This window comes from Actinoallomurus sp. NPDC052308 (assembly GCF_040679195.1).
GTDB lineage: Bacteria > Actinomycetota > Actinomycetes > Streptosporangiales > Streptosporangiaceae > Actinoallomurus > Actinoallomurus liliacearum.
Genome location: NZ_JBFAUM010000002.1, coordinates 151,806 through 170,825 on the forward strand (window position 1 = coordinate 151,806; position 19,020 = coordinate 170,825).

At 72.0% G+C, this 19,020-nt stretch carries 18 protein-coding genes and 1 pseudogene; 12 read left to right on the top strand and 7 right to left on the bottom strand.

Annotated elements, in window-relative coordinates:
- The 4 genes and pseudogenes from AB0L00_RS06720 to sigE all read right to left on the bottom strand — a co-directional run.
- Positions 1 to 484: pseudogene (locus AB0L00_RS06720) on the bottom strand (hypothetical protein); the annotation flags it as partial.
- Between the two features lie 170 nt (positions 485 to 654).
- The gene (locus AB0L00_RS06725; protein WP_364429379.1) at positions 655 to 1,728 is read right to left on the bottom strand and encodes a sigma-E factor regulatory protein RseB domain-containing protein; all 1,074 of its coding nucleotides are present in this window, start codon (positions 1,726 to 1,728) and stop codon (positions 655 to 657) included.
- Positions 1,725 to 2,291 (bottom strand): zf-HC2 domain-containing protein, encoded by a 567-nt coding sequence (locus AB0L00_RS06730; RefSeq protein WP_364429382.1) that lies wholly within the window; start codon positions 2,289 to 2,291, stop codon positions 1,725 to 1,727. Before AB0L00_RS06730 ends, AB0L00_RS06725 begins: the two co-directional genes overlap by 4 nt.
- A gap of 55 nt (positions 2,292 to 2,346) precedes the next feature.
- Positions 2,347 to 2,937, bottom strand: coding sequence for an RNA polymerase sigma factor SigE (gene sigE / locus AB0L00_RS06735; protein WP_364429384.1), 591 nt, complete (start codon positions 2,935 to 2,937; stop codon positions 2,347 to 2,349).
- Positions 2,938 to 3,043: 106 nt separating this feature from the next.
- On the opposite strand from sigE, the gene AB0L00_RS06740 reads away from it, so the two are divergent.
- The 8 genes from AB0L00_RS06740 (at position 3,044) to AB0L00_RS06775 (ending at position 11,982) form a co-directional block, all read left to right on the top strand.
- Positions 3,044 to 3,697, top strand: a complete 654-nt coding sequence (locus AB0L00_RS06740; RefSeq protein WP_364429387.1) for an O-methyltransferase — start codon at positions 3,044 to 3,046, stop codon at positions 3,695 to 3,697.
- A gap of 60 nt (positions 3,698 to 3,757) precedes the next feature.
- Positions 3,758 to 4,336, top strand: coding sequence for a hypothetical protein (locus AB0L00_RS06745; protein ID WP_364429389.1), 579 nt, complete (start codon positions 3,758 to 3,760; stop codon positions 4,334 to 4,336).
- Between the two features lie 337 nt (positions 4,337 to 4,673).
- The gene (locus tag AB0L00_RS06750; RefSeq protein WP_364429391.1) at positions 4,674 to 5,975 is read left to right on the top strand and encodes a nucleotide sugar dehydrogenase; all 1,302 of its coding nucleotides are present in this window, start codon (positions 4,674 to 4,676) and stop codon (positions 5,973 to 5,975) included.
- Positions 5,976 to 6,080: 105 nt separating this feature from the next.
- Positions 6,081 to 7,427, top strand: a complete 1,347-nt coding sequence (locus AB0L00_RS06755; RefSeq protein WP_364429394.1) for a glycosyltransferase — start codon at positions 6,081 to 6,083, stop codon at positions 7,425 to 7,427.
- Positions 7,420 to 8,937: a polysaccharide deacetylase family protein gene (locus AB0L00_RS06760; RefSeq protein WP_364429396.1), complete on the top strand. Its 1,518-nt coding sequence runs from the start codon at positions 7,420 to 7,422 to the stop codon at positions 8,935 to 8,937. The genes AB0L00_RS06755 and AB0L00_RS06760 overlap by 8 nt, the downstream gene beginning before the upstream one ends.
- A gap of 11 nt (positions 8,938 to 8,948) precedes the next feature.
- Complete coding sequence (locus AB0L00_RS06765; protein ID WP_364429398.1) at positions 8,949 to 10,292, top strand: polysaccharide deacetylase family protein; 1,344 nt, start codon at positions 8,949 to 8,951, stop codon at positions 10,290 to 10,292.
- Positions 10,293 to 10,357: 65 nt separating this feature from the next.
- On the top strand, positions 10,358 to 11,089 hold the full coding sequence (locus AB0L00_RS06770; RefSeq protein WP_364429401.1) for a polysaccharide deacetylase family protein: 732 nt from the start codon (positions 10,358 to 10,360) through the stop codon (positions 11,087 to 11,089).
- Between the two features lie 17 nt (positions 11,090 to 11,106).
- Positions 11,107 to 11,982: a hypothetical protein gene (locus tag AB0L00_RS06775; protein ID WP_364429404.1), complete on the top strand. Its 876-nt coding sequence runs from the start codon at positions 11,107 to 11,109 to the stop codon at positions 11,980 to 11,982.
- Between the two features lie 60 nt (positions 11,983 to 12,042).
- On the opposite strand, the gene AB0L00_RS06780 is transcribed toward AB0L00_RS06775, so the two are convergent.
- The gene (locus tag AB0L00_RS06780) at positions 12,043 to 13,527 is read right to left on the bottom strand and encodes a leucyl aminopeptidase (protein ID WP_364429406.1); all 1,485 of its coding nucleotides are present in this window, start codon (positions 13,525 to 13,527) and stop codon (positions 12,043 to 12,045) included.
- Positions 13,528 to 13,641: 114 nt separating this feature from the next.
- Complete coding sequence (locus AB0L00_RS06785; RefSeq protein ID WP_345354103.1) at positions 13,642 to 13,809, bottom strand: DUF3117 domain-containing protein; 168 nt, start codon at positions 13,807 to 13,809, stop codon at positions 13,642 to 13,644.
- Positions 13,810 to 14,133: 324 nt separating this feature from the next.
- Here AB0L00_RS06785 and AB0L00_RS06790 point away from each other — a divergent pair, with 324 nt between their 5' ends.
- The 4 genes from AB0L00_RS06790 to AB0L00_RS06805 all read left to right on the top strand — a co-directional run bounded on the left by AB0L00_RS06790 (position 14,134) and on the right by AB0L00_RS06805 (position 17,536).
- Positions 14,134 to 14,925 (top strand): enoyl-CoA hydratase-related protein, encoded by a 792-nt coding sequence (locus AB0L00_RS06790; RefSeq protein ID WP_364431564.1) that lies wholly within the window; start codon positions 14,134 to 14,136, stop codon positions 14,923 to 14,925.
- Between the two features lie 53 nt (positions 14,926 to 14,978).
- Positions 14,979 to 15,485 (top strand): NUDIX hydrolase, encoded by a 507-nt coding sequence (locus tag AB0L00_RS06795; protein WP_345354105.1) that lies wholly within the window; start codon positions 14,979 to 14,981, stop codon positions 15,483 to 15,485.
- Positions 15,486 to 15,770: 285 nt separating this feature from the next.
- Entirely contained in the window at positions 15,771 to 15,938 is a 168-nt protein-coding gene (locus tag AB0L00_RS06800) for a hypothetical protein (protein ID WP_364429409.1), read from the top strand.
- A gap of 347 nt (positions 15,939 to 16,285) precedes the next feature.
- Entirely contained in the window at positions 16,286 to 17,536 is a 1,251-nt protein-coding gene (locus AB0L00_RS06805; protein WP_364431567.1) for a cytochrome P450, read from the top strand.
- Here AB0L00_RS06805 and AB0L00_RS06810 read toward each other — a convergent pair whose 3' ends face one another.
- Entirely contained in the window at positions 17,537 to 18,802 is a 1,266-nt protein-coding gene (locus AB0L00_RS06810; protein ID WP_364429411.1) for a cytochrome P450, read from the bottom strand.
- Positions 18,803 to 19,020: the final 218 nt, after the last annotated feature.

Here is a 19,020-nt window from a genome sequence, read left to right on the forward strand (position 1 = left end):
TCTGGGGCGCGTAGCCAGGACCGCCCTGCTCGAGGCCCGGCCGGCCGTTCTGGCCGGCGTAGGCCGGACGGCCCTCGTCCAGGCCCGGCTGACCGTTCTGGGGCGCGTAGCCAGGACCGCCCTGCTCGAGGCCCGGCCGGCCGTTCTGGCCGGCGTAGGCCGGACGGCCCTCGTCCAGGCCCGGCTGACCGCCCTGGGCCGCGTAGCCCGGACCGGCCTGCTCGAGACCCGGCCGGCCGTCCTGGTCCGGCATGGTCGTCGGACCGCCCTGACTCGGAACGCCGGCCGATCCGTACGGCCGGCCCTCCTCGCCGTACGACGACGCCTCCGGGTCCGGCGGCGCCATGCCCTCGTACCTCGGCGGACCGGACACCAGAAGCTGGTCCGTCAGGCTCGGGGCGGCGTCCTCGTCCCCGGCGTTCGGCCCGTGCACACGCCCGTCATCCGGCGTGGCCCCCCCGGGCGCGCGGCTGTCATCCGTCATCAACAAGCTCCTTGCGTACCGCGCATGGACTTTGCTTCAGCGCTCCACACTGCCGGGCATGGCATGTGGCGAGCATAAGCGACCCCGGCCACCAAACCATTCGGGTCACGGCTTTACCCCACCCGAGACCACATCCACCTGAACGCCCTAGAAAACGCGATCTTCACCGATCAGTCAAACGGGTTGGCCCAGGATGTCAGCCGGTCGAGGCCCCGGCCGATGCGGCCCCAGAACCCCGTGTCACCGTGCGGCAGCGCCGCCACGGCCTGGTCGACGACCGGAGGCGGCGCGTCCGCCACGATCGTGTAGACGTAGCCCCGGCTCGCCCACACGGCCCGCTGCTGGACGGTGTCGCGGAGGTAGACGGTCCGGCCGCCGCGAGTGGTCTTGTGCCAGTGCTGCACGCTGCTCGGATCGAGCACGCCGCGCTGCACGAACACCGAGACGACCGAGAGCCCGTCGGAGTAGCTGAGGTGCACGACGGGACCACCGGTGTCGTGCTGCCGCGCGTCGTACAGGCTGAGGTGCCCCGGCAAAGCGGACGCCACCGGCCAGCCGCGGTACCGAAGCGCGCCCAGGTCGGCGCCGACGAGCTGGTGCGTCCAGGGCGCCTCGATCGTCTGTGGCGTGGAGGCCGCCACGAACATCGTCTTCGGCACCGACGGCCGCATCTCGGTGAAGAACGTGAGGTTCACCGCGCGCCCCTGCTGGTCGAGCAGCTCGCGGCGGAGCATGAGGCCGGTGGCGCGGTCGATGTGGAACCGGCCGGCGGCGGTACCGTCGGCGCGGCGCGCCTCGATGATGGTGGTCGGCCGCCCGCAGACCTGCCCCTCACCGGCCTGGACGACGGCGTAGTTGCGGGCGAGCAGGTCGAGCATCCTCGACGTGTACCCGGTGAGACCGCCCTGGGCCTGCTGGGGGCCGTCCGCCTCGAACATCTGCCCGCCCTGCTCGGCGGTGGTGCTCTGCACCCGCATCCGGGTGCCCTGGCCGGGCACGTGGGCGACGTTGACCAGCGACGTGGTCGACATGCCGCTGCGGCTCCAGGACGTGATGTACTGCACGCCCTCGTACGAGGTGTCGCGCGCGGCCCCCTCGGCGCCGCGCAGGAGCCGCAGGGCCTCCGGGTCGGAGCGCAGCCGGGCGCCGCTGGCGGTGTCACCGGTGGTCACGAACCACAGCAGCAACAGCGCGGTGGCGAGGCCACCCGCCAGCCACGCGTTGTGCGAGGTCCGGCCGCTCACGGCTGATCGCCGGCCGTGACCTCGGGCCGCGGGTCGGTCAGCGGGACGTCTCCGGAGGTCAGGGCGTGCTCGACGGCGAACTGCTCGACGGACGGGGTGACGCGGGGCAGGGAGCGCGGGTCGGCGCCCGCGGCGAACGCCGCCGAGCCGACGCCGAGGACCGCGAGCGCCGCCGCGCCCGCGACGAGATAGCGCCCGCGCGGCAGCCGGCGCCGCGCGGCGGCCGCGCGACTGGGCCGGTTGTCCGACGGCCGGGTCCTGACGGGACGCACGTCACCGGGGCGCGCGACGGCCGGGGAGCGGGCCTGGCCGGGCAGCCGGGGAACGGGCGGCGGAAGGGGATCCCCCGGCTCGCCCATGGCCTCCAGACGGCGCAGGAGGGCCTCGGAGGGCATCGTGTCGTTGAGCGCCCGCAGACGCTTCTTGAGGGAACGCAGCGCCTCGGCCTCGGCGCGGCACTCCGCGCAGGCGGCGAGGTGGCGATGCGCCTTCTCGCGCTCGTGGTGTCCGAGCTCACCGTCGATCAGCGCGGTGAGCCGCTCCCCCAAATGATGCCCACTCATGGGGCCTCCTGCGTCGGGGAGGTGACCAGAGACGCTGCGCTTACGATTCGCTCGCTCATGGGGCCTCCTGCGCGGCGCGGCGGGGGCCGCGGTGCTCCAGCGCGGCGCGCAACTGCGCCCGGCCACGGTGGATGCGGCTGCGAACGGTGCCGATCTTCACGCTGAGGGTCGCGGCGATCTCCTCGTAGGACAGGCCCTCGATGTCGCATAGGACGACGGCGGCGCGGTAGTCCGGCGCCAGCGCGTCGAGCGCCGCCTGGACGTCGGCGTCGAGCTTCTTGTCGTCGTAGGCCTGGGCGGGTGTGGGCTCCGGTCCGTGCAGGCGCTCGGCCGCGTCATCGGCGAGCCCCTCGAACCGGATGCGCTGCCGTCGGCGCGCCTGGTCGAGGAAGAGGTTGGTGGTGATCCGGTGCAGCCAGCCCTCGAACGTGCCGGGCTGGTAGTTGGCGAGGGAACGGAAGACCCGGACGAAGACCTCCTGGGTGAGATCTTCGGCGTCGTGGGGGTTGCCGGTGAGCCGGAAGGCCAGTCGGTAGACGCGCGCGGAGTGCTCCCGCACGATCTCGTCCCACGTCGGAGGAGTCCAGGCGATGCCGGGGTCGTGCACCGACACTCCCCTTTCACGTACGAGTTCTGCCACCGACATACTGCCCCGATTCTTCCTCTCCGCCTAGCGGTAGCCACGCCCTCTGAAGAACGTGACGGTACGCGGCGGAGTTCCCCCTCCGTACTAGTGTTTGCCCTGCAGGCTCATGCATCCCAAGGAGGAAGTCATCGACGCGGTGAAGGCCACCCTGGCCTACGTGGACCAATACCTCCCGGAGGACGAGCCGCTGCGCGAGGCCCGGCAGCGCGGCATCGACGTCGGGGCCACCCCGATCGGCCCGGCGGGCGGCGCGGTCCTGCGCTTCCTCGCCGCCGCCATCAGCGCGCGCACGGTCGTGGAGATCGGTTCCGGGTGCGGCGTGTCCGGCATCTGGCTGCTGCGCGGGATGCGTCCCGACGGCGTGCTCACGAGCGTGGACGTCGAGCCGGAGAACCAGCGGCTGGCCCGCGAGGCGTACGCCGCGGCCGGCTTCCCGACCTCCCGGGCCCGCATGATCGCCGGCCGCGCCCTGGACGTGCTGCCCCGGCTCACCGACGGCGCGTACGACATGGTCTTCTGTGACGCGGTGAAGCAGGAGTACCCCGAGTACCTCGGCGAGGCGCTGCGGCTGCTGCGGCCCGGCGGCGTCGTCGCTTTCGACAACGCCCTGTGGCACGACCGCGTCGCCGACCCGGCGAACCGGGACCCGGACACGGTGGCGATCCGCAGCCTCGGCCGCATGGTCCGCGAGGACGACCGCCTCTTCCCGCTGCTGCTGCCGGTCGGGGACGGGCTCCTCGCCGCCGTCAAGAGCCGGTGAGCCCACACCACCGGGCATGACCTCGGTCACCGGGACGCGCGCCCTGGCCGCGGTGGCGTCGTGATCAGCGTACGGGCGCGGACCTCGCCGCAGGGCGTCGCCTCGGTCGCCGGGACGCTCGTGCTGACCGGGGTGGCCGTGGCGTTCGCGGTGAGCGGGGCACTGAGCGTGCCGGCCGTGGGCGGCCTGGTGGCCCTCGTCATCGGCGTGCTGGGGCTCGCGCTGTTCGGCGCCCGCCTCGTCGTGGCGGCCGGGCGGGCGGTGAGCGGCCGGCCTGTGCTGGAGGTCGACGAGCACGGGGTGTGCCTGCCGGCGGCGTGGCCGTGGTCGCGCGCCCGGGACCGGAGGCTGTCCTGGCCGGACGTGGCCTCGGTGGTGGTGTGGAACGAGACGCTCCCGCGCGGGCGGATGCGTTCGGTGCGATACGTCGCCTTCCTGCCCACCGAGGAGCGCGCGGCGGAGGCAGGGGCCGTGCCCGGTGTGGAACTGCTGGCGCTGCACCTGGAGGACGTGCCCGGTACGGCGACACCGCACTGGTCCACGGCGTTGCCGCCGCGCGCGACGGTGCCGCCGGAGGCGGTCCTGGAGGAGGTGCGCCGCCTCGGCGGCGTGCGGATCGTGGACGCCGGGTCGCGCTGACACTTCGACGTCGTTTTCCCGTTTTCTCCTTAATTAACGTGGGTTCGCTGAATAAACCCTGACTTAGGACCTCACGCGCCCGACGTAGGCCGCTCACCCCTTTGCGGGGTTCGTACGGGGATAGAGCACGACAACATGCTTTCTGCCGCCCTTTCGGCAATCCCCCCGAAGTGAGGCCCCAAGATGTACATCAGAAGAACGTGGCATTTCGCGGCTGTTCTCCCGAGGCCGTTAATCAAGGTCACCGGGGAGCCCGCGGAGGTCGTCACATGACCGGGCGACGCGAGGGAATCGACGAGCACAGCACCTTGGTCATGAGGCCGACGAAGGAGGCCGCATGACCAGCGCCGCACCGGACCTCGACGCCCACGCCCCGGCGTCCGGCGCGTACGACGTCGCCATCGTCGGGCTCGGGTACGTCGGGCTGCCGACCGCGCTGGCGTTCCACGCCGCCGGCGCCCGCGTGCTCGCCATCGACGCGAGTGCCGAGCGCCTCGCCAGGATCCGGTCGCGCCGGGTCGACCTCCTCCCCTCCGACCACACCCGGTTGGAGACGGCGCTGGGCGACGAGGCCTTCGCCCTGGTCGCCGACCCGTCGTACGCGTCCTGGGCCCGTGCCGTGGTGATCTGCGTGCCGACCCCGGTCACCGCGCACCTGACGCCGGACCTGTCCGCCCTGGACCGGGCCTGCGCGTCGGCGGTCCTGCACGCGGTACCCGGGCAGGTCGTCATCCTCACCTCGACCAGCTACGTCGGCTGCACGGAGGACCTGCTCGCCGGGCCGCTGCGGCGGCGCGGGCTCCAGGTGGGCCGGGACGTCTTCGTCGCCTTCAGCCCGGAGCGGATCGACCCGGGCAACGACCGGTACGCCCATGAGGTCGTCCCCCGGGTCGTCGGCGGGGCCACCCCGCAGTGCACGGCCGAGGCGGTCAAGGTCCTCGCCCACTGCACCGGCAACCTGCACGAGGTGTCCTCCGCCGGCGCCGCCGAGATGACCAAGCTGTTCGAGAACACGTTCCGGGCCGTCAACATCGCGCTGGCCAACGAGGTCGCGGAGATCAGCCGGACCCTCGGCCTGGACGTCATGGAGGTCATCAACGCGGCGGCGACCAAGCCGTACGGGTTCATGCCGTTCTTCCCGGGGCCGGGGGCCGGCGGGCACTGCATCCCCTGCGACCCGCACTACCTGCTCTGGCAACTGCGCAAGACGCGGCTCCCGACCCCTGTCGTCACCCAGGCCATGTCCGCGATCGCGGGGCGTCCCCGGCGGGTCGTCGACCGTGTCCGCGAGGTGCTGTCCGAGGCCGGGATCGGCCTGGCGGGCGCGCGCGTCCTGGTGCTGGGCGTGAGCTACAAGCCGGACGTCGAGGACGTCCGGGAGTCCCCCGCCCTGGAGATCATCGAGGGTCTGCTGGCGGCCGGCGCCCAGGTCGCCTACCACGATCCCCTCGTCCCGGAGATCCGGCTGCCGGAGGGCGGCGTGCTCGGCAGCGTCGACCCGCCGCAGGCCGGTGAGACCGACCTCGTCATCGCGCACACGACGCACCGGTCCCTGGACCTGTCCTGGTTGCCCGAGGACCAGCTCGTCCTGGACGCGACGTACCGCCTCACCGGCGCCGGTCGCCGCGTTCCCCTCTGAGCCCGTTCCCCTCCGCCCCCGCCGTGTCGAAGGGCGGAGGCGGCGCCGAGCGGTACCCGGCGCCGTCCCGTCCCGTCATGCCCATCGAGCACGAGGAGAGTCTTCGTGAGCACGCCACCCCTCCCGGGGGACCGAGCCCGGCCCGGGCGGCTCGCGTCCTTCGGGGCGTTCGCCGGCGTCACGGTCATCTGCCTGGTCATCGCCTGGCACGTCGGGATCAAGGTCGCATTCCTGCGCGGCGACCCGTTCACCCCCACCTACACGATCGCGGTCAGCGGCTACGTGCTGAGCCGGTTCCTGCTGGCGGCCTTCTACCGGCCGCCGCGCGACGTGGGCCTCACGCCCACGGTCGCGATCATCGTCCCCTCCTTCAACGAGGGCGAGGCGGTGGTCCGCACCATCGACTCCTGCATGGCGCTGGACTATCCCCGCGACCGGCTGGAGCTGGTCGTCGTCAACGACGGGTCCAGCGACGACACCTGGGAGCACATGCTGCGGGCGGCCGCCGCCCATCCCCCGGGAGCGGTGCGGTGCGTCGACCTCGGGAGCAACCAGGGCAAGCGCGCGGCCATGGCGGCCGGCATCCGCGCGACGTCGGCGGAGATCCTCGTCTTCGTCGACTCGGACTCCATGCCGGCGCCCGAGGCCGTCCGCAAGCTCGTCCAGGGCTTCGCCGACCCGAAGGTCGGCGCGATCTCCGGCCTCACCTACGCGCGCAACGCCGGGACCAACACGCTCACCCGCATGCAGGCGGCGCGGTACTACGTCTCGTTCCAGCTCCTCAAGAGCGCCGAGTCCGTGCTGGGCGCGGTCACCTGCTGCTCCGGCTGCTTCGCCGCCTACCGCCGCGCGGCGGTCGAGCCGCTGCTGGACGCCTGGGAGAACCAGCGGTTCCTCGGCGTGCAGTGCACGTACGGCGACGACCGGGCGCTGACCAACCGGGTGATCAAGACCGGCTGGATCACCCGGTACGACTCCCGCGCCGAGGCGTGGACCGACGTCCCGGACGCCTACCGGAAGTTCTTCCGGCAGCAGCTGCGCTGGAAGAAGTCCTGGAGCCGGGAGGGGCCGCTCCTGCTGTCGCACATCTGGCGGAGCCGCACCCGTGCGCTGCCGTCGGTCGCCGTGCAGACCTGCGCCGGGCTGCTCAGTCCGATCGTCATCTTCCTCACCGTCGTCCGGGCCGTCGTGGAGGGGCACTCGCCGCTGATCTATTTCCTCGGCCTGTACCTCGTGTCGATGGCGTACGCGTTCGTCTACCGAATGCTGCGCAAAGACGGCCTGTGGCTCTACGCCTTCATCGGAACGTTCTTCTACATCACCTTTTCGCCGCAGTTGTTGTGGGCCATCGCCCGCATTCGCGACGGGAAATGGGGCACCCGCTCGGTGGACCGGCGGCGGCCCCCGGCGTACCGGATCACCCCCTCCCCGCAGGTGGCGCAGGATGGCTGAGCCGACCCGCCTCAGGCGGCTGGGCGAGGGCGTCAACAGCACGGTGTTCATCGCCGCCCTGGCCCTCGTGCTCGTCGTGTGGGTGGCGATGAGCCGTCCGTTCGATCCGCCGCGGCAGGCCCCGGCGCCGGTGCGGCTCGACACGGCGACCGCGCGGACCGCCGCCGGCCTGCCCGGCTACCCCGGCTCGGTGGTGGTGCTGACCTACCACGCGGTGTCCGACGGCGACCACGCCGGCAGCACGCTGACCCGGCGGCTGTTCGGCGAGCACCTGGCCGCCCTGGCCGCCGCGGGCTACCGCACGGTCCGGCTCGCCGACGTCGAACGGCTGATCGCGCACCAGCCCGTACGGCTGCCGCCGAAGGCGCTGCTGCTGACGTTCGACGACGGGACGCTGACCGACTGGACGACGGTCGACCCGATGCTCGAGCGCTACCACTTCACTGCGGTCGCCTTCCTCACGACGTCGAAGGTGGTGGCCGCCGGGACGCCGTCGTACTACCTGTCGACCCGGCAGCTGCAGGCGCTGCGCGCGACGGGCCGCTGGGAGTTCGGCTCGCACTCGCACGCGATGCACGAGCAGGTGCCGGTGCCGGGCGACCTCGCGCCGCCGCTCGGCAACCGGATCCTCCTCCACGGACGGCTGGAGTCCCCGGCGGCGTGGCGGTCCCGGGTGCGCGCCGACCTGGCCCGCAGCCAGGCGTTCTTCCGGCACGTCCTCGGACGGCCCGCGAGCGCGTTCTCGTACCCGTTCGGCGACACCGGCAGCATGGGCGACTCCCCGGCGCTGGCGAAGGAGTTGCCCGGCCTGCTGCGCGACGCCGGGTTCGGCGTCGCCTTCATCGGCGAGAACGTCCCGACCGAGCACGTCAACGCGGTCAGCGCCCAGTCGCCCCGCTGGACGCTGGACCGCATCGGCGTCCGCGCGACGACGTCGGTGTCGGACCTGCTGGAGATGGTCCGCGGGGCGGTGCCGGTCGCGCCGCCACACGACCTGGCGGCCCTGCGGTGGATGGGCGACCTGGCCGACTGCGCCCACCGGTCCGGCGGTCTGGCCGTGCGCAGCGACGGCTACGGCACCTGCCTTCTCGACGGCGGCGTCAACACCAGCCAGTGGGTGGACTACACGGTGCGCACCCGCGTGACCGGCGTGAACCGCCACGCCGCCGCCGTCATCGCCGTACGGGACGGCGCGGGCGCGGGCCACCGCGGCCGGCTCGAGGTCGTCCTCGGGGAGAGCTCGATCGTCGTCCGCCAGCAGATCGGCGACGCGGCACGGGTCGTGCTCGCCAAGGCGGTCCTCCCCGCGAGCCGCACCGGGCGGGCCGTACTGATCCGGGTCCACCGCGACACCGCGGACGTCACCGTCGACGGCCACCGGCTGCGGGCGACCTTCGACCGGCGCCTGCACGAAGGCGGGATCAAGTTCGGCATCGCCGCGGACGGCGGCCGCCGGATCGTCGTGTACGAGCGCCCGACCCTGACCCCGGACCCCGAGCGGAAACGATGAGAGAAGGACCGATGACCCACAGACCTCCCCCGGCGGCCGTTCGCCTCGCGGCGCTGTTCGCCCTGCTGTGCGCGGCGCTCGCCGTGCCCGGCGTGAGCGGTACCGCGCACGCCCTGGGTACGAACACCGTCGTCACCCTCGGCTTCGACGACGGCGTGAAGGACCAGTTCACCAACGCCCGCCCGATCCTGCAGTCCCACCACATGCGCGGGACCTTCTACATCAACAGCGGGCAGACCAACCTCACCAACTACATGACGCAGGCCGACATCGCGGCCCTCGCCTCGGACGGGGACGAGATCGCCGGCCACACCGTCGACCACGCCGACCTGACGACCCTGTCCTCCGACGACGCCAAGCGGGAGGTCTGCAACGACCGGGTGACGCTGCTCGGCTGGGGCTTCAAGGTCAAGAACTTCGCCTACCCGTACGGCTCGGAGAACGCCGCCACCGAGCAGATCGTGCGCGACTGCGGCTACAACAGCGCCCGCGCGGTCGGCGGCGTCGTGTCGCCCGGCTCCTGCGACGGCTGCGGCTACGCCGAGACCATCCCGCCGGCCGACGTGTACAACATGCAGACGCCCGACTCGATCAAGTCCGACACGAGCCTGGCCACGCTCAAGAGCCTGGTCACGAACGCGGAACTGCACGGCGGCGGCTGGGTGCAACTGGTCTTCCACCACGTCTGCGACGGCTGCACGGACACCTACTCGGTCAGCCCCAGCACGCTGTCGGACTTCCTCGACTGGCTCTCCCTCCGTGCCCTGCTCGGCACGACGGTCAAGACGGTCGACCAGGTGATCGGCGGCGCGCAGCAGCCGCCCGTGAACGGCCCGCCGCTGAACCCGCCGACCCACGGCAACCTCGTCCAGAACCCCTCGCTCGAGTCGGCGTCCAACGGGCTGCCGGCCTGTTTCCAGTACGGCGGGTACGGGACGAACACCTACACCTGGACCCGGTCCACCGACGCGCACACCGGCTCGTACTCCCAGCAGCTCGACGTGACCGCTCTGACGAGCGGGGACCGCAAACTCGTCACCAAACAGGACGCCAACACCTGCGCCCCGGTCGCCACGCCGGGCCACGTCTACAACGCGTCGGCCTGGTACAAGGGCAGCTGGGGAGCGGACGTGCAGGTCAAGCTGACGCTGTACTACCGGACCAGCGCCGGCACCTGGGTGTACTGGACGAGCGGCCCCGCGCTGCCCGCGACGAGCACCTGGACGAAGACCCCGGCCTTTACGAGCCCGGCCGCGCCCGCCGACGCCACCGGCCTGTCCATGGGCATCTCCCTCGCGGGCACCGGCACCATCTACACCGACGACTACGACGTCACGGACCCGGCCAACCCATGACCGAGCGAAGCGAGGGAATCGGCGAACACAGCGCCTCTGGCCACTCCTCCGACGAAGGAGGACGCATGAGCAGCAAGAGAGTCCTAGGGGAGCTCGGCCTGGGAGTCGGGCTGCTGGCCCTCACCGCCGGGCTCACGGTCGACGTGCTGTCCCCGCCGGGCAAGGCCGACACCGAGAAGGCCCGTACGGTCGTGACCACTGCCATGCTGCAGGCCGCGCGGACGGACAACCGCTGCACGCGCGGCCGGGTCGCGCTGACCTTCGACGACGGCCCGGACATCTACACGCCGCAGGTGCTGAAGGTCCTGCGCGCGTACGGCGTCCGGGCGACCTTCTTCGTCATGGGCCAGAAGGCGGCCGCGCGGCCCGCCCTGATCAGGGCGGAGGTGGCGGGAGGCCATCTGGTCGAGAACCACAGCTGGAACCATCCGCACATGGCCGACCTCGACCAGGCGCAGATCGACTGGCAGCTGACCGCGACGCAGCGGGCGATCACGGCGGCGGGGGCGCCGGCACCGACGCTGTTCCGGCCGCCGTTCGGCAACACCAACACCACGGTCGACGGGGAGGCGAAGCTGACCGGGATGCGGGTGATCCGCTGGTCGATCGACACCGCCGACTGGCACGGCCGCGAGCCGGGCGACATCGCCGCGTCCGTCCTCGACCAGGTGGTTCCGGGCGCCGTGGTGCTCATGCACGACGGCGTCCGCCAGTCCGCCGCCACGGTCCAGGCGCTGCCCACGGTGATCCGCGGGCTGCGCGCCCGTGGGTTCTGCACCGCCCTCGCCACCGACTGACCGGGAAGGACGCGTCGATGCATCGGCACAACGGGCGTACGCGCGACGCCCTCCGCACGGCGGGCGAGCCGCGTTCCGACGCCGTCCCGCCCGCCTCGGCGCCCCCGGGCCGCCCCCGGCGGCGGCCCGGCGTCCGGACCGCGTTGCTCCTCACCGCGGTCGCGGTGGTCGGGACGGGCGGCTGGGCGGTGTGGTCCCGGCCGCACCCGGCGGCGTTCGCGCCGCGGCTGACGGGGCCGGACCGGCTCGTCACCAACGAGTTCGCGCACTGGAACCCGCAGACGCCGGGCACCCACGTCTCCCGGGACTGGGACGTCAGCAGCGGGTCGCTGTTCGTCCACCGCGGCGTCGCCTGGTCCGGTGTGCCGGACGCGTCGGTCCCGGACGCGGGATCGTCCCGGGGCACGGGGTCGAGCGTGTTCCGGATGACCACGCGGCGCCGGGACTTCGAGGACGTCACGGTGTCCCTGCGGGTGCGGAACCTGGGGCTGACGGCCACCGGGCGAGCGGCCGCGTCGGAGATCGACGGGGTGCACCTTTTCTTGCGCTGGCAGAGTCCGGAGAAGCTCTACGTCGTCTCGCTGAACCGCCGGGACGGCCTCATGGTGGTCAAGAAGAAGCTGCCCGGCGGCGACGCCAACGGCGGCACCTACTACACCCTGGGCCAGGCCCGCTACGCCGTCCCGTACGGTCGCTGGCAGTCGTTCCGGGTCCGGATCAGGACGTCCGGCGGCGGCCTGGTGACGATCACGGCCGCCCAGGACGGCCGTGAGGTGCTGTCGGCGACCGACGACGGCAGCGAGGGGGCGGCGATCCTGTCCCCGGGCGCGGTCGGGTTGCGCGGTGACAACTGCGACTTCGAGTTCGCCGGCTTCCGCGTCACGCGGACCTAGGGCGTGTCTGACAGCGGATCGGTCAGACACGCCCTGGACGATCCGGCTGCGGAGCCGGCCTCAGGTGCTGCGCCCGCTGAGCCAGCGCAGCAGGAGACGGACGCCGTAGCCGGTCGCGCCGCGGGTGACCTCGGCGTCGTCGGAGCCGGCCCGGGCCGGACCGGCGACGTCGAGGTGCGCCCAGGCGCGCCGGCCGGTGAACTCCCGCAGGAACAGCGCCGCGACGATGGAGCCCGCGCGGAAGCCGCCGCGCCCCATGTTCGCGAGGTCGGCGACGTCGGAGTCGATCGCCGCGCGGTAGTCGTCGGTCAACGGCATCCGCCACAGCGGCTCGCCGCTGTCCGCGCCCGCGCCGAGCAGCTCGGCGGCGAGGGCGTCCTCGGTCGCGTACAGCGCGCCGTGCCGCTGGCCCAGCGCCACCTTGGCCGCCCCGGTGAGCGTGGCGATGTCCACCAGCACGTCGGGGTCGAGCTCGGCGTCGGCGTAGGCGAGGGCGTCGGCCAGGACCAGGCGGCCCTCCGCGTCGGTGTTCAGCACCTCCGTCGTGGTGCCGCCATAGTGCCGGATGACGTCGCCGGGGCGCATCGCGGAGCCGGACGGGAGGTTCTCGGCCGCCGCGACCAGCCCGGTGACCCGCACCGGCACGCGGAGCGCCCGCAGCGCGGTCATCGCGCCGATGACCGCCGCGCCGCCCGCCATGTCGGTCTTCATGGTCTTCATGCTCTCGTTCTTCTTCAGCGACAGGCCGCCGGAGTCGAACGTGATCCCCTTGCCGACGAGGACGACGTGCCGGTCTGCGGGACCGGTCTCCGGCTCGTACGTCAGCTCGATCAGGCGCGGCGGGCGGGCCGACCCGGCGCCGACGGCGACGATCCCGCCGAAGCCCGCGGCACGCAGCTCCCGCTCGTCGCGGACGCGCACGGTGAGCCCGGCCTCGGCGGCGAGGCGCTCGGCCTGCTCGGCCAGCCACCGCGGGGTCTTCTCCAGTGACGGGGCGTTCGCCAGGTCGCGGGCGGCCGCCACGGCACGGGCGACGACGGCACCGCGCTCGACGGCGTCGCCGACCGCCCGCTCCACCTCGGTCAGCAGGGTGATCTTCTCCGCGGCCGGTCTCCTCGGCGGGCCGCCGACGCGGAAGTCGTACGACGCCAGCAGCAGGCCCTCGGTGAACGCCGCGAGCGCCGCGTCATCGGCGCCGGACGGCACGGCGACGGCGAGGTTCGCACCGCCCCGCCCGCGCCGCGCGACGGCCGCGCCGGCCCGGCGCAGGGCCGCCGGGGAGCCGTCGCCAACGCCGTACAGCAGCAGGTCGGTGATGCCGTCGCCCAGCCGGCACGGGGCGCCGACGAGCTCTCCCGGACCGCCCTTCGCCTCCTCGTGGGCGAGCAGGTCGGCCGCGCCCAGCGGGAACACGCCGGTCACCTCGTCGGCGTAGGCGGGGTCGATCTCGGGGCCGGCCTGCACGGGCACCGCGACGACCTCGGCGGTCGTGGCGATGTCCCGGATCCTGCCGTGGACGATGTGCAGCTCGGTGGAAACCGGCAAGACCTCTCCTTCGGGGGCGGTCCCGTACGGGTCCGGAAAGGGTCTACGGACAGCGAGACCCCGGCGCGGAACGCCGGGGCCGTCGCGGAACCTCAATGAACGGGTGACGTCGTCTCAGCCCACGACGTCCTTCAGCGCGTCCCCGAGCTCGCCTGCCTCATCCGCCGACAGTTCGACAACGAGCCGCCCGCCGCCTTCGAGCGGGACACGCATGACGATTCCGCGCCCCTCCTTGGTAACTTCGAGCGGACCATCGCCTGTCCGCGGCTTCATCGCCGCCATGCGTGCATCCCCTTCCTGCCTAGGGCCGCGTGGGGCCGCCGGGCTTCTTTGGCCGCTGACCCGTCTGCCGCATCAAGTCAACTGGTGGTGGTCCATTATCCCGTTTTCCGGACGCTAAGTGGTAACGATCAGCTTCGAGATCATGCTGAGACCTGGCAACCGGCCGTCCAGGAGGCGGGCGGCGGCTCCGGATTCCGGGCCCGCGGGCCCGTCTCCCCCACTCCATTTTCTCCCACCGGCCACGGCGCGGCTCTTGCCCCCGGCCTCCGGCTTCACCGATCGTTGGCCTGGAACATCGGACGGACCGAACCGGGGCAAAGGAGCCTGAACGTGTCGGAGAGCGTGCTGTACGACCTGGCGGACGGGGTCGCGACGATCCGCCTGAACCGCCCGGACGCGATGAACTCGCTGACCACGGAGACCAAGAGCGCGCTGCGCGCGGCGGTGGAACGGGCACGCGACGACTCGGCCGTACGCGCGGTGCTCCTGACCGGTAGCGGCCGCGCCTTCTGCGCCGGGCAGGACCTGCGCGAACACGCCGCCAACCTCGAGGCGGGCCGCGGTCTGGACGGCACCATCCAGGACCACTACAACCCCATCGTGCTCGCGCTCGCCACCATGCCCAAGCCGGTGGTCGCCGCGGTGAACGGCGTCGCGGCGGGCGCGGGGCTCTCCTTCGCCCTGGCGTGCGACCTCCGGATCGCGTCGGAGAAGGCGTCGTTCGCGTCGGCGTTCACGCGGATCGCGCTGGCCCCCGACAGCGGCCTGTCATGGACGCTGCAGCGCCTCGTCGGCCGGGCGAAGGCCACCGAGCTGCTGCTGCTCGCCGAGCCGTTCCGCGCACCGGAGGCCCTCGAACTCGGTCTCGTGAACCGCGTGGTGCCCGCCGACCGGCTCGACGCGGAGGCGCGGGAGCTCGCGCGGCGGCTCGCCGCCGGCCCCACCTACGCGTACGGCGCGGTGAAGGCCGCCCTCGACCACGCGGCCACCGCCGACCTGGCCGGTGCGCTGGCCAAGGAGGCGGAGCTGCAGGACGCCTGCGCCGCGACCGCCGACCACGTCGCCGCCACCAAGTCCTTCCTCAAGAAGGAGGAACCCGTCTTCGAAGGGCGCTGACCCGATGGGCGTCGCCGCCCCTCGACCGGCCCGCAGCCCTTAGCCTCGGCATCGTGACCGAACGCGAATGGCTGTCGACCGAGGACTGGTACGCCTCCCTGCCCACCGTCTACCTCGCGGCGGGCGGCCTGATCACCGACACGTCCGGGCGGATCCTGCTCGTCAAGCCGAGCTACCGCCCGTACTGGCTCTTCCCCGGTGGCGTCGTCGAGGCGGACGAGGCCCCGCACCGGGGCTGTGAACGCGAGGTCCTGGAGGAGGTCGGGCTCAGCGTGCGCGCGGGACGCCTGCTCGTCTCCGACTGGGTGCCGGCCGACGCCGAGCGCCCGCGCCCGAACATGTACTTCCTGTTCGACTGCGGCACGTACCACGGGGACGCGCCGATCCGGTTGCAGGAGGAAGAGCTCGTGGACCACGCGTTCGTGACGGTCGAGGAGGGCGTGGGCCTGCTCTCCGCCGCCTCCGCCGCCCGCCTCCCCGCCGCCCTCGAGGCCCGCGCGACCGGCGAGACGCGCTACCTCGCCGCGTCGCGGCCCACCGACGCGGACGTCCCGCGCTGATATCGCAGCCGGCATTCGGCGCGCAGGTCGACCGCGATCTGCCGACCCGGTTCGGTTCAGCCGCGACCGCCGTTCCTTGACGACGTTGGAGATCCGGCCCGCGCACCCTCATCTCTGTACCGAGCCCTGAACATGACCGGCGGCGATGTAACGACCGTGTCACGACCATGCCGAGCAGGTTGCGTTCAACCCATTCCTTTGGACGGTCCGTCGTGCTTCTCGCAAATAAATTCGAGAGGTCGCGGCCTTAACGGCTGCTGCCTGAAACCAGAGAGGATGGCCCCGATGGCCGAGAGGAACTTCTTCATCGGGAACACGCTGGGTGACTGCCTGGGCCACCTCAAGGAGGTGGATGAGAAGGGCGGAGAGGTCGGCGTCCCGATCTTCTACGAGCTGGAGGACGGAGGCCGCGAGGTCACCTACGGGCACGGTTCCGAACCTCGGGATCGCTGAACGACCACAGCCGACGTGCCGGGCGAGCGGTGATCCACTCGGACGGCGTGTTCAAGATGAACCAGGGACGCGAGTACCTGGTCAAGTAGGCGACGGCCTGGTGTTCTGACAGGCCTCCCGACTCGGGGGGCCCGCTGCGCATGCGCAGGCGGGCCCTTCCTTCGCACCGGCTCGGCTCCGTTCGAGGCCTGCTCAGCGGGTTGAGAGCTGACCCCAGGCTCGCGGATGACCAGATCGCGATCCTCTCGGCCTGCCGCATCAGGGACTTGGCACGGGCTATGGACCTGACAGAAACCTCTACATAACCTTGACCGGCACGCTTGCCGATCAAGGGAGTGTTCATGGCCATGTCGTCGGTGCCGCCCGATGTCCTGTCCCCCGAATTCGCCGCGGATCCCTATCCGTTCTACCGAACGATGCTGGAAGAATTCCCGCTGATCAGGCAGGAGTCGAGCGGCGGTTACGTCATCTCGCGCTACGAGGACGTGCAGCGCGCCTTCCGGGACCCGGTCTTCACCACCGACAACTACGAGTGGCAACTCGAGCCCGTGCACGGGCGGACCATTCTGCAGATGAGCGGCCGGGAGCACGCCGTGCACCGCGCACTGGTGGCACCGGCGTTTCGCGGGAATGAGCTGCAGGAGAAATTCCTGCCGGTCATCGAACGCAACTCCCGTGAACTCATCGAGCGTTTCGCGGGCCGTGGAACCGTCGATCTGGTCGCGGAATTCTCGACCCGGTTCCCGATCAACGTGATCGCCGACATGCTGGGCCTGGACAAGGCGGATCACGACCGGTTCCACCGGTGGTACACCTCGATCATCGCGGTCTTCGGCAACCTGGCCGGCGATCCGGAGGTGGCGGCGGACGGCGAGCGGACCCGCCGCGAGCTGGGCGAGTACCTCGTTCCGATCATCCAGGAGCGCCGGGCGAACCCCGGGGAGGACCTGCTGTCGACGCTCTGCGCCGCCGAGATCGACGGCACCAGGATGACCGATGACGACATCCGGGCCTTCTGCAGCCTGCTGCTCGCCGCGGGCGGCGAGACCACCGACCGGGCCATCTCCGGCCTCTTCCGGAACCTCCTCGCGCACCCCGACCAGCTCGCCGCCGTCCGCCGCGACCGCACGCTCATCCCGAAGGCGTTCGCCGAGACTCTGCGGTACACCCCGCCGGTGCACATGGTCATCCGTCAGGTGGCCGAGGACGTCACGCTCAGCGGCGGCACCGTGCCCGCCGGCGGCACCGTCGTGTGCGCGGTCGGCGCCGCCAATCGCGACCCCCGGCGCTTCTCCCGCCCGGACGTGTTCGACGTCTTCCGCGACGACCTCGCCGCCTCGACCGCGTTCTCCGCGGCCGCCGACCACCTGGCCTTCGCCCTCGGGCGTCACTTCTGCGTCGGCGCGCTGCTGGCCAAGACGGAGGTCGAGGTGGCGGCCAACCAGTTGCTGGACGCCATGGACGACATCGCGTTCCGGGACGGTGCCGCGCCGCCTGAGCAGGGAGTGTTCACCCGCGGCCTCGTGACGCTGCCGCTGGAGTTCCGGCCGGCGTCCGTCGGCTCCTCCTCCGCGGCGGCCCCGGCCGTCTCCGGCTGATCAGCCGACCACGTACGACGGGGCGAACCTCACCGGCAGGTCGACCAGGCCGCGCATCCACACGGACGGCGACCACTCCAGATCCGCCGGGTCCACCGCCAGCAGCACGTCCGGCAGCCGGTCGAGGAGCACCTCGACGGCGGCCTCGCAGATCACCTCGGCGAGCTCCGGTGCCGGAAACGGGCACCGGTGCTCGCCGTAACTGAACGACATCATGGCCTGGTTGCCGATCGCCGGGGCGTCGGTGGCGGGCCGTACCCGCGGGTCGCTGTTGGCCGCCGCCAGGCCCAGGACGAGCAGGTCGCCGGTGTTGATCTGCTGCCCGCCGAGGTGGACCGGCCGGGCGGCCCACCGGCCCAGGTAGTTCTGCGTGGGGGTGTCCTCCCACAGCACCTCGTTGAGCGCCTGGCCGACGCTGCGGCGGCCGCCCGCGAGGTTCAGGGAGAACCGGTCGTCGGTCAGCATCAGCCGGACGGTGTTGCCGATCCAGTACGCCATCGGCTGCTGGGCCGCGGTCATCACGAGGACCAGGTCCGCGATGAGCTCCTCTTCCGTCAGGTCGGCGGAATCGTTCATCATGCGCGTGACGAAGTCCGCGCCGGGCCGCTCGGCCTTGTGCGCCACCAGCCGCTCCATGGTCGCGCAGATGCCCTGGTACGCGTCGAGCGCGCCCTCGTCGCCGTTGACCGTGGTCATCATGTCCCGCAGCAGGCCCGGCGTCTCCGCCTCGGGCAGGCCGAAGATCCTGGCGAGGACGAGCAGCGGCAGCGGGTGCGCGTACTCGGCCATCAGTTCGGCCTCTCCCCGCACGGCGAACGCGTCGATCAGTTCATCGGCGATCTTCTCGGACTGGTTCCGCAGGTTGAACTGGTCGACGACGAACAGGCTGTTGCTGATCGCGCCCGCGCGGCGCCGGTGCTCGTCGCCTTCGGCGAACAGCGTGGAGGGCTGGTAGCCGACGAAGGGCCGCAACGGCCAGTCGGGCGGGATGTTGTCCCATTCGTTCCAGCGGCGGCAGTCGCGGGCGAAGACCTCCGGGTGGCTCAGCACGTGATGGACCTCCCGGTAGCCGATCACGAACCAGGCGGGGATGTCCCCCTCGAGCACCACGGGCACGACCGAGCCGTGCTCCTGTCGCATCTCGCGGTACAGCTCCGACGGATTCCGCAGGAACCGCGGCCCGTACAGCGGCAGTACGTCGGCGTGGGCGGGACAGCCGCCCGGCGACACGTCGGCGGAGGCGGTGGCAGGCGCAGGTTCGGTCATGGCCTTCTTCCACTATGGGCTCTGGATCCGCCGACGGCGCGCGCCGGCGGGAGGTCACGGCTTGTTCGCGGGAGACTACGGTCAAGAGTCACCACAGGGCCAGCATCGGGACGAATCTCCCCCGAAAAACACGACCACCCCGCACCCGAAACTTCGCTTTCCGGTCTATTTCGCCGCACGCAGACGGCCCTTCGGAGGCAGGTAGGTGCGATTTATCC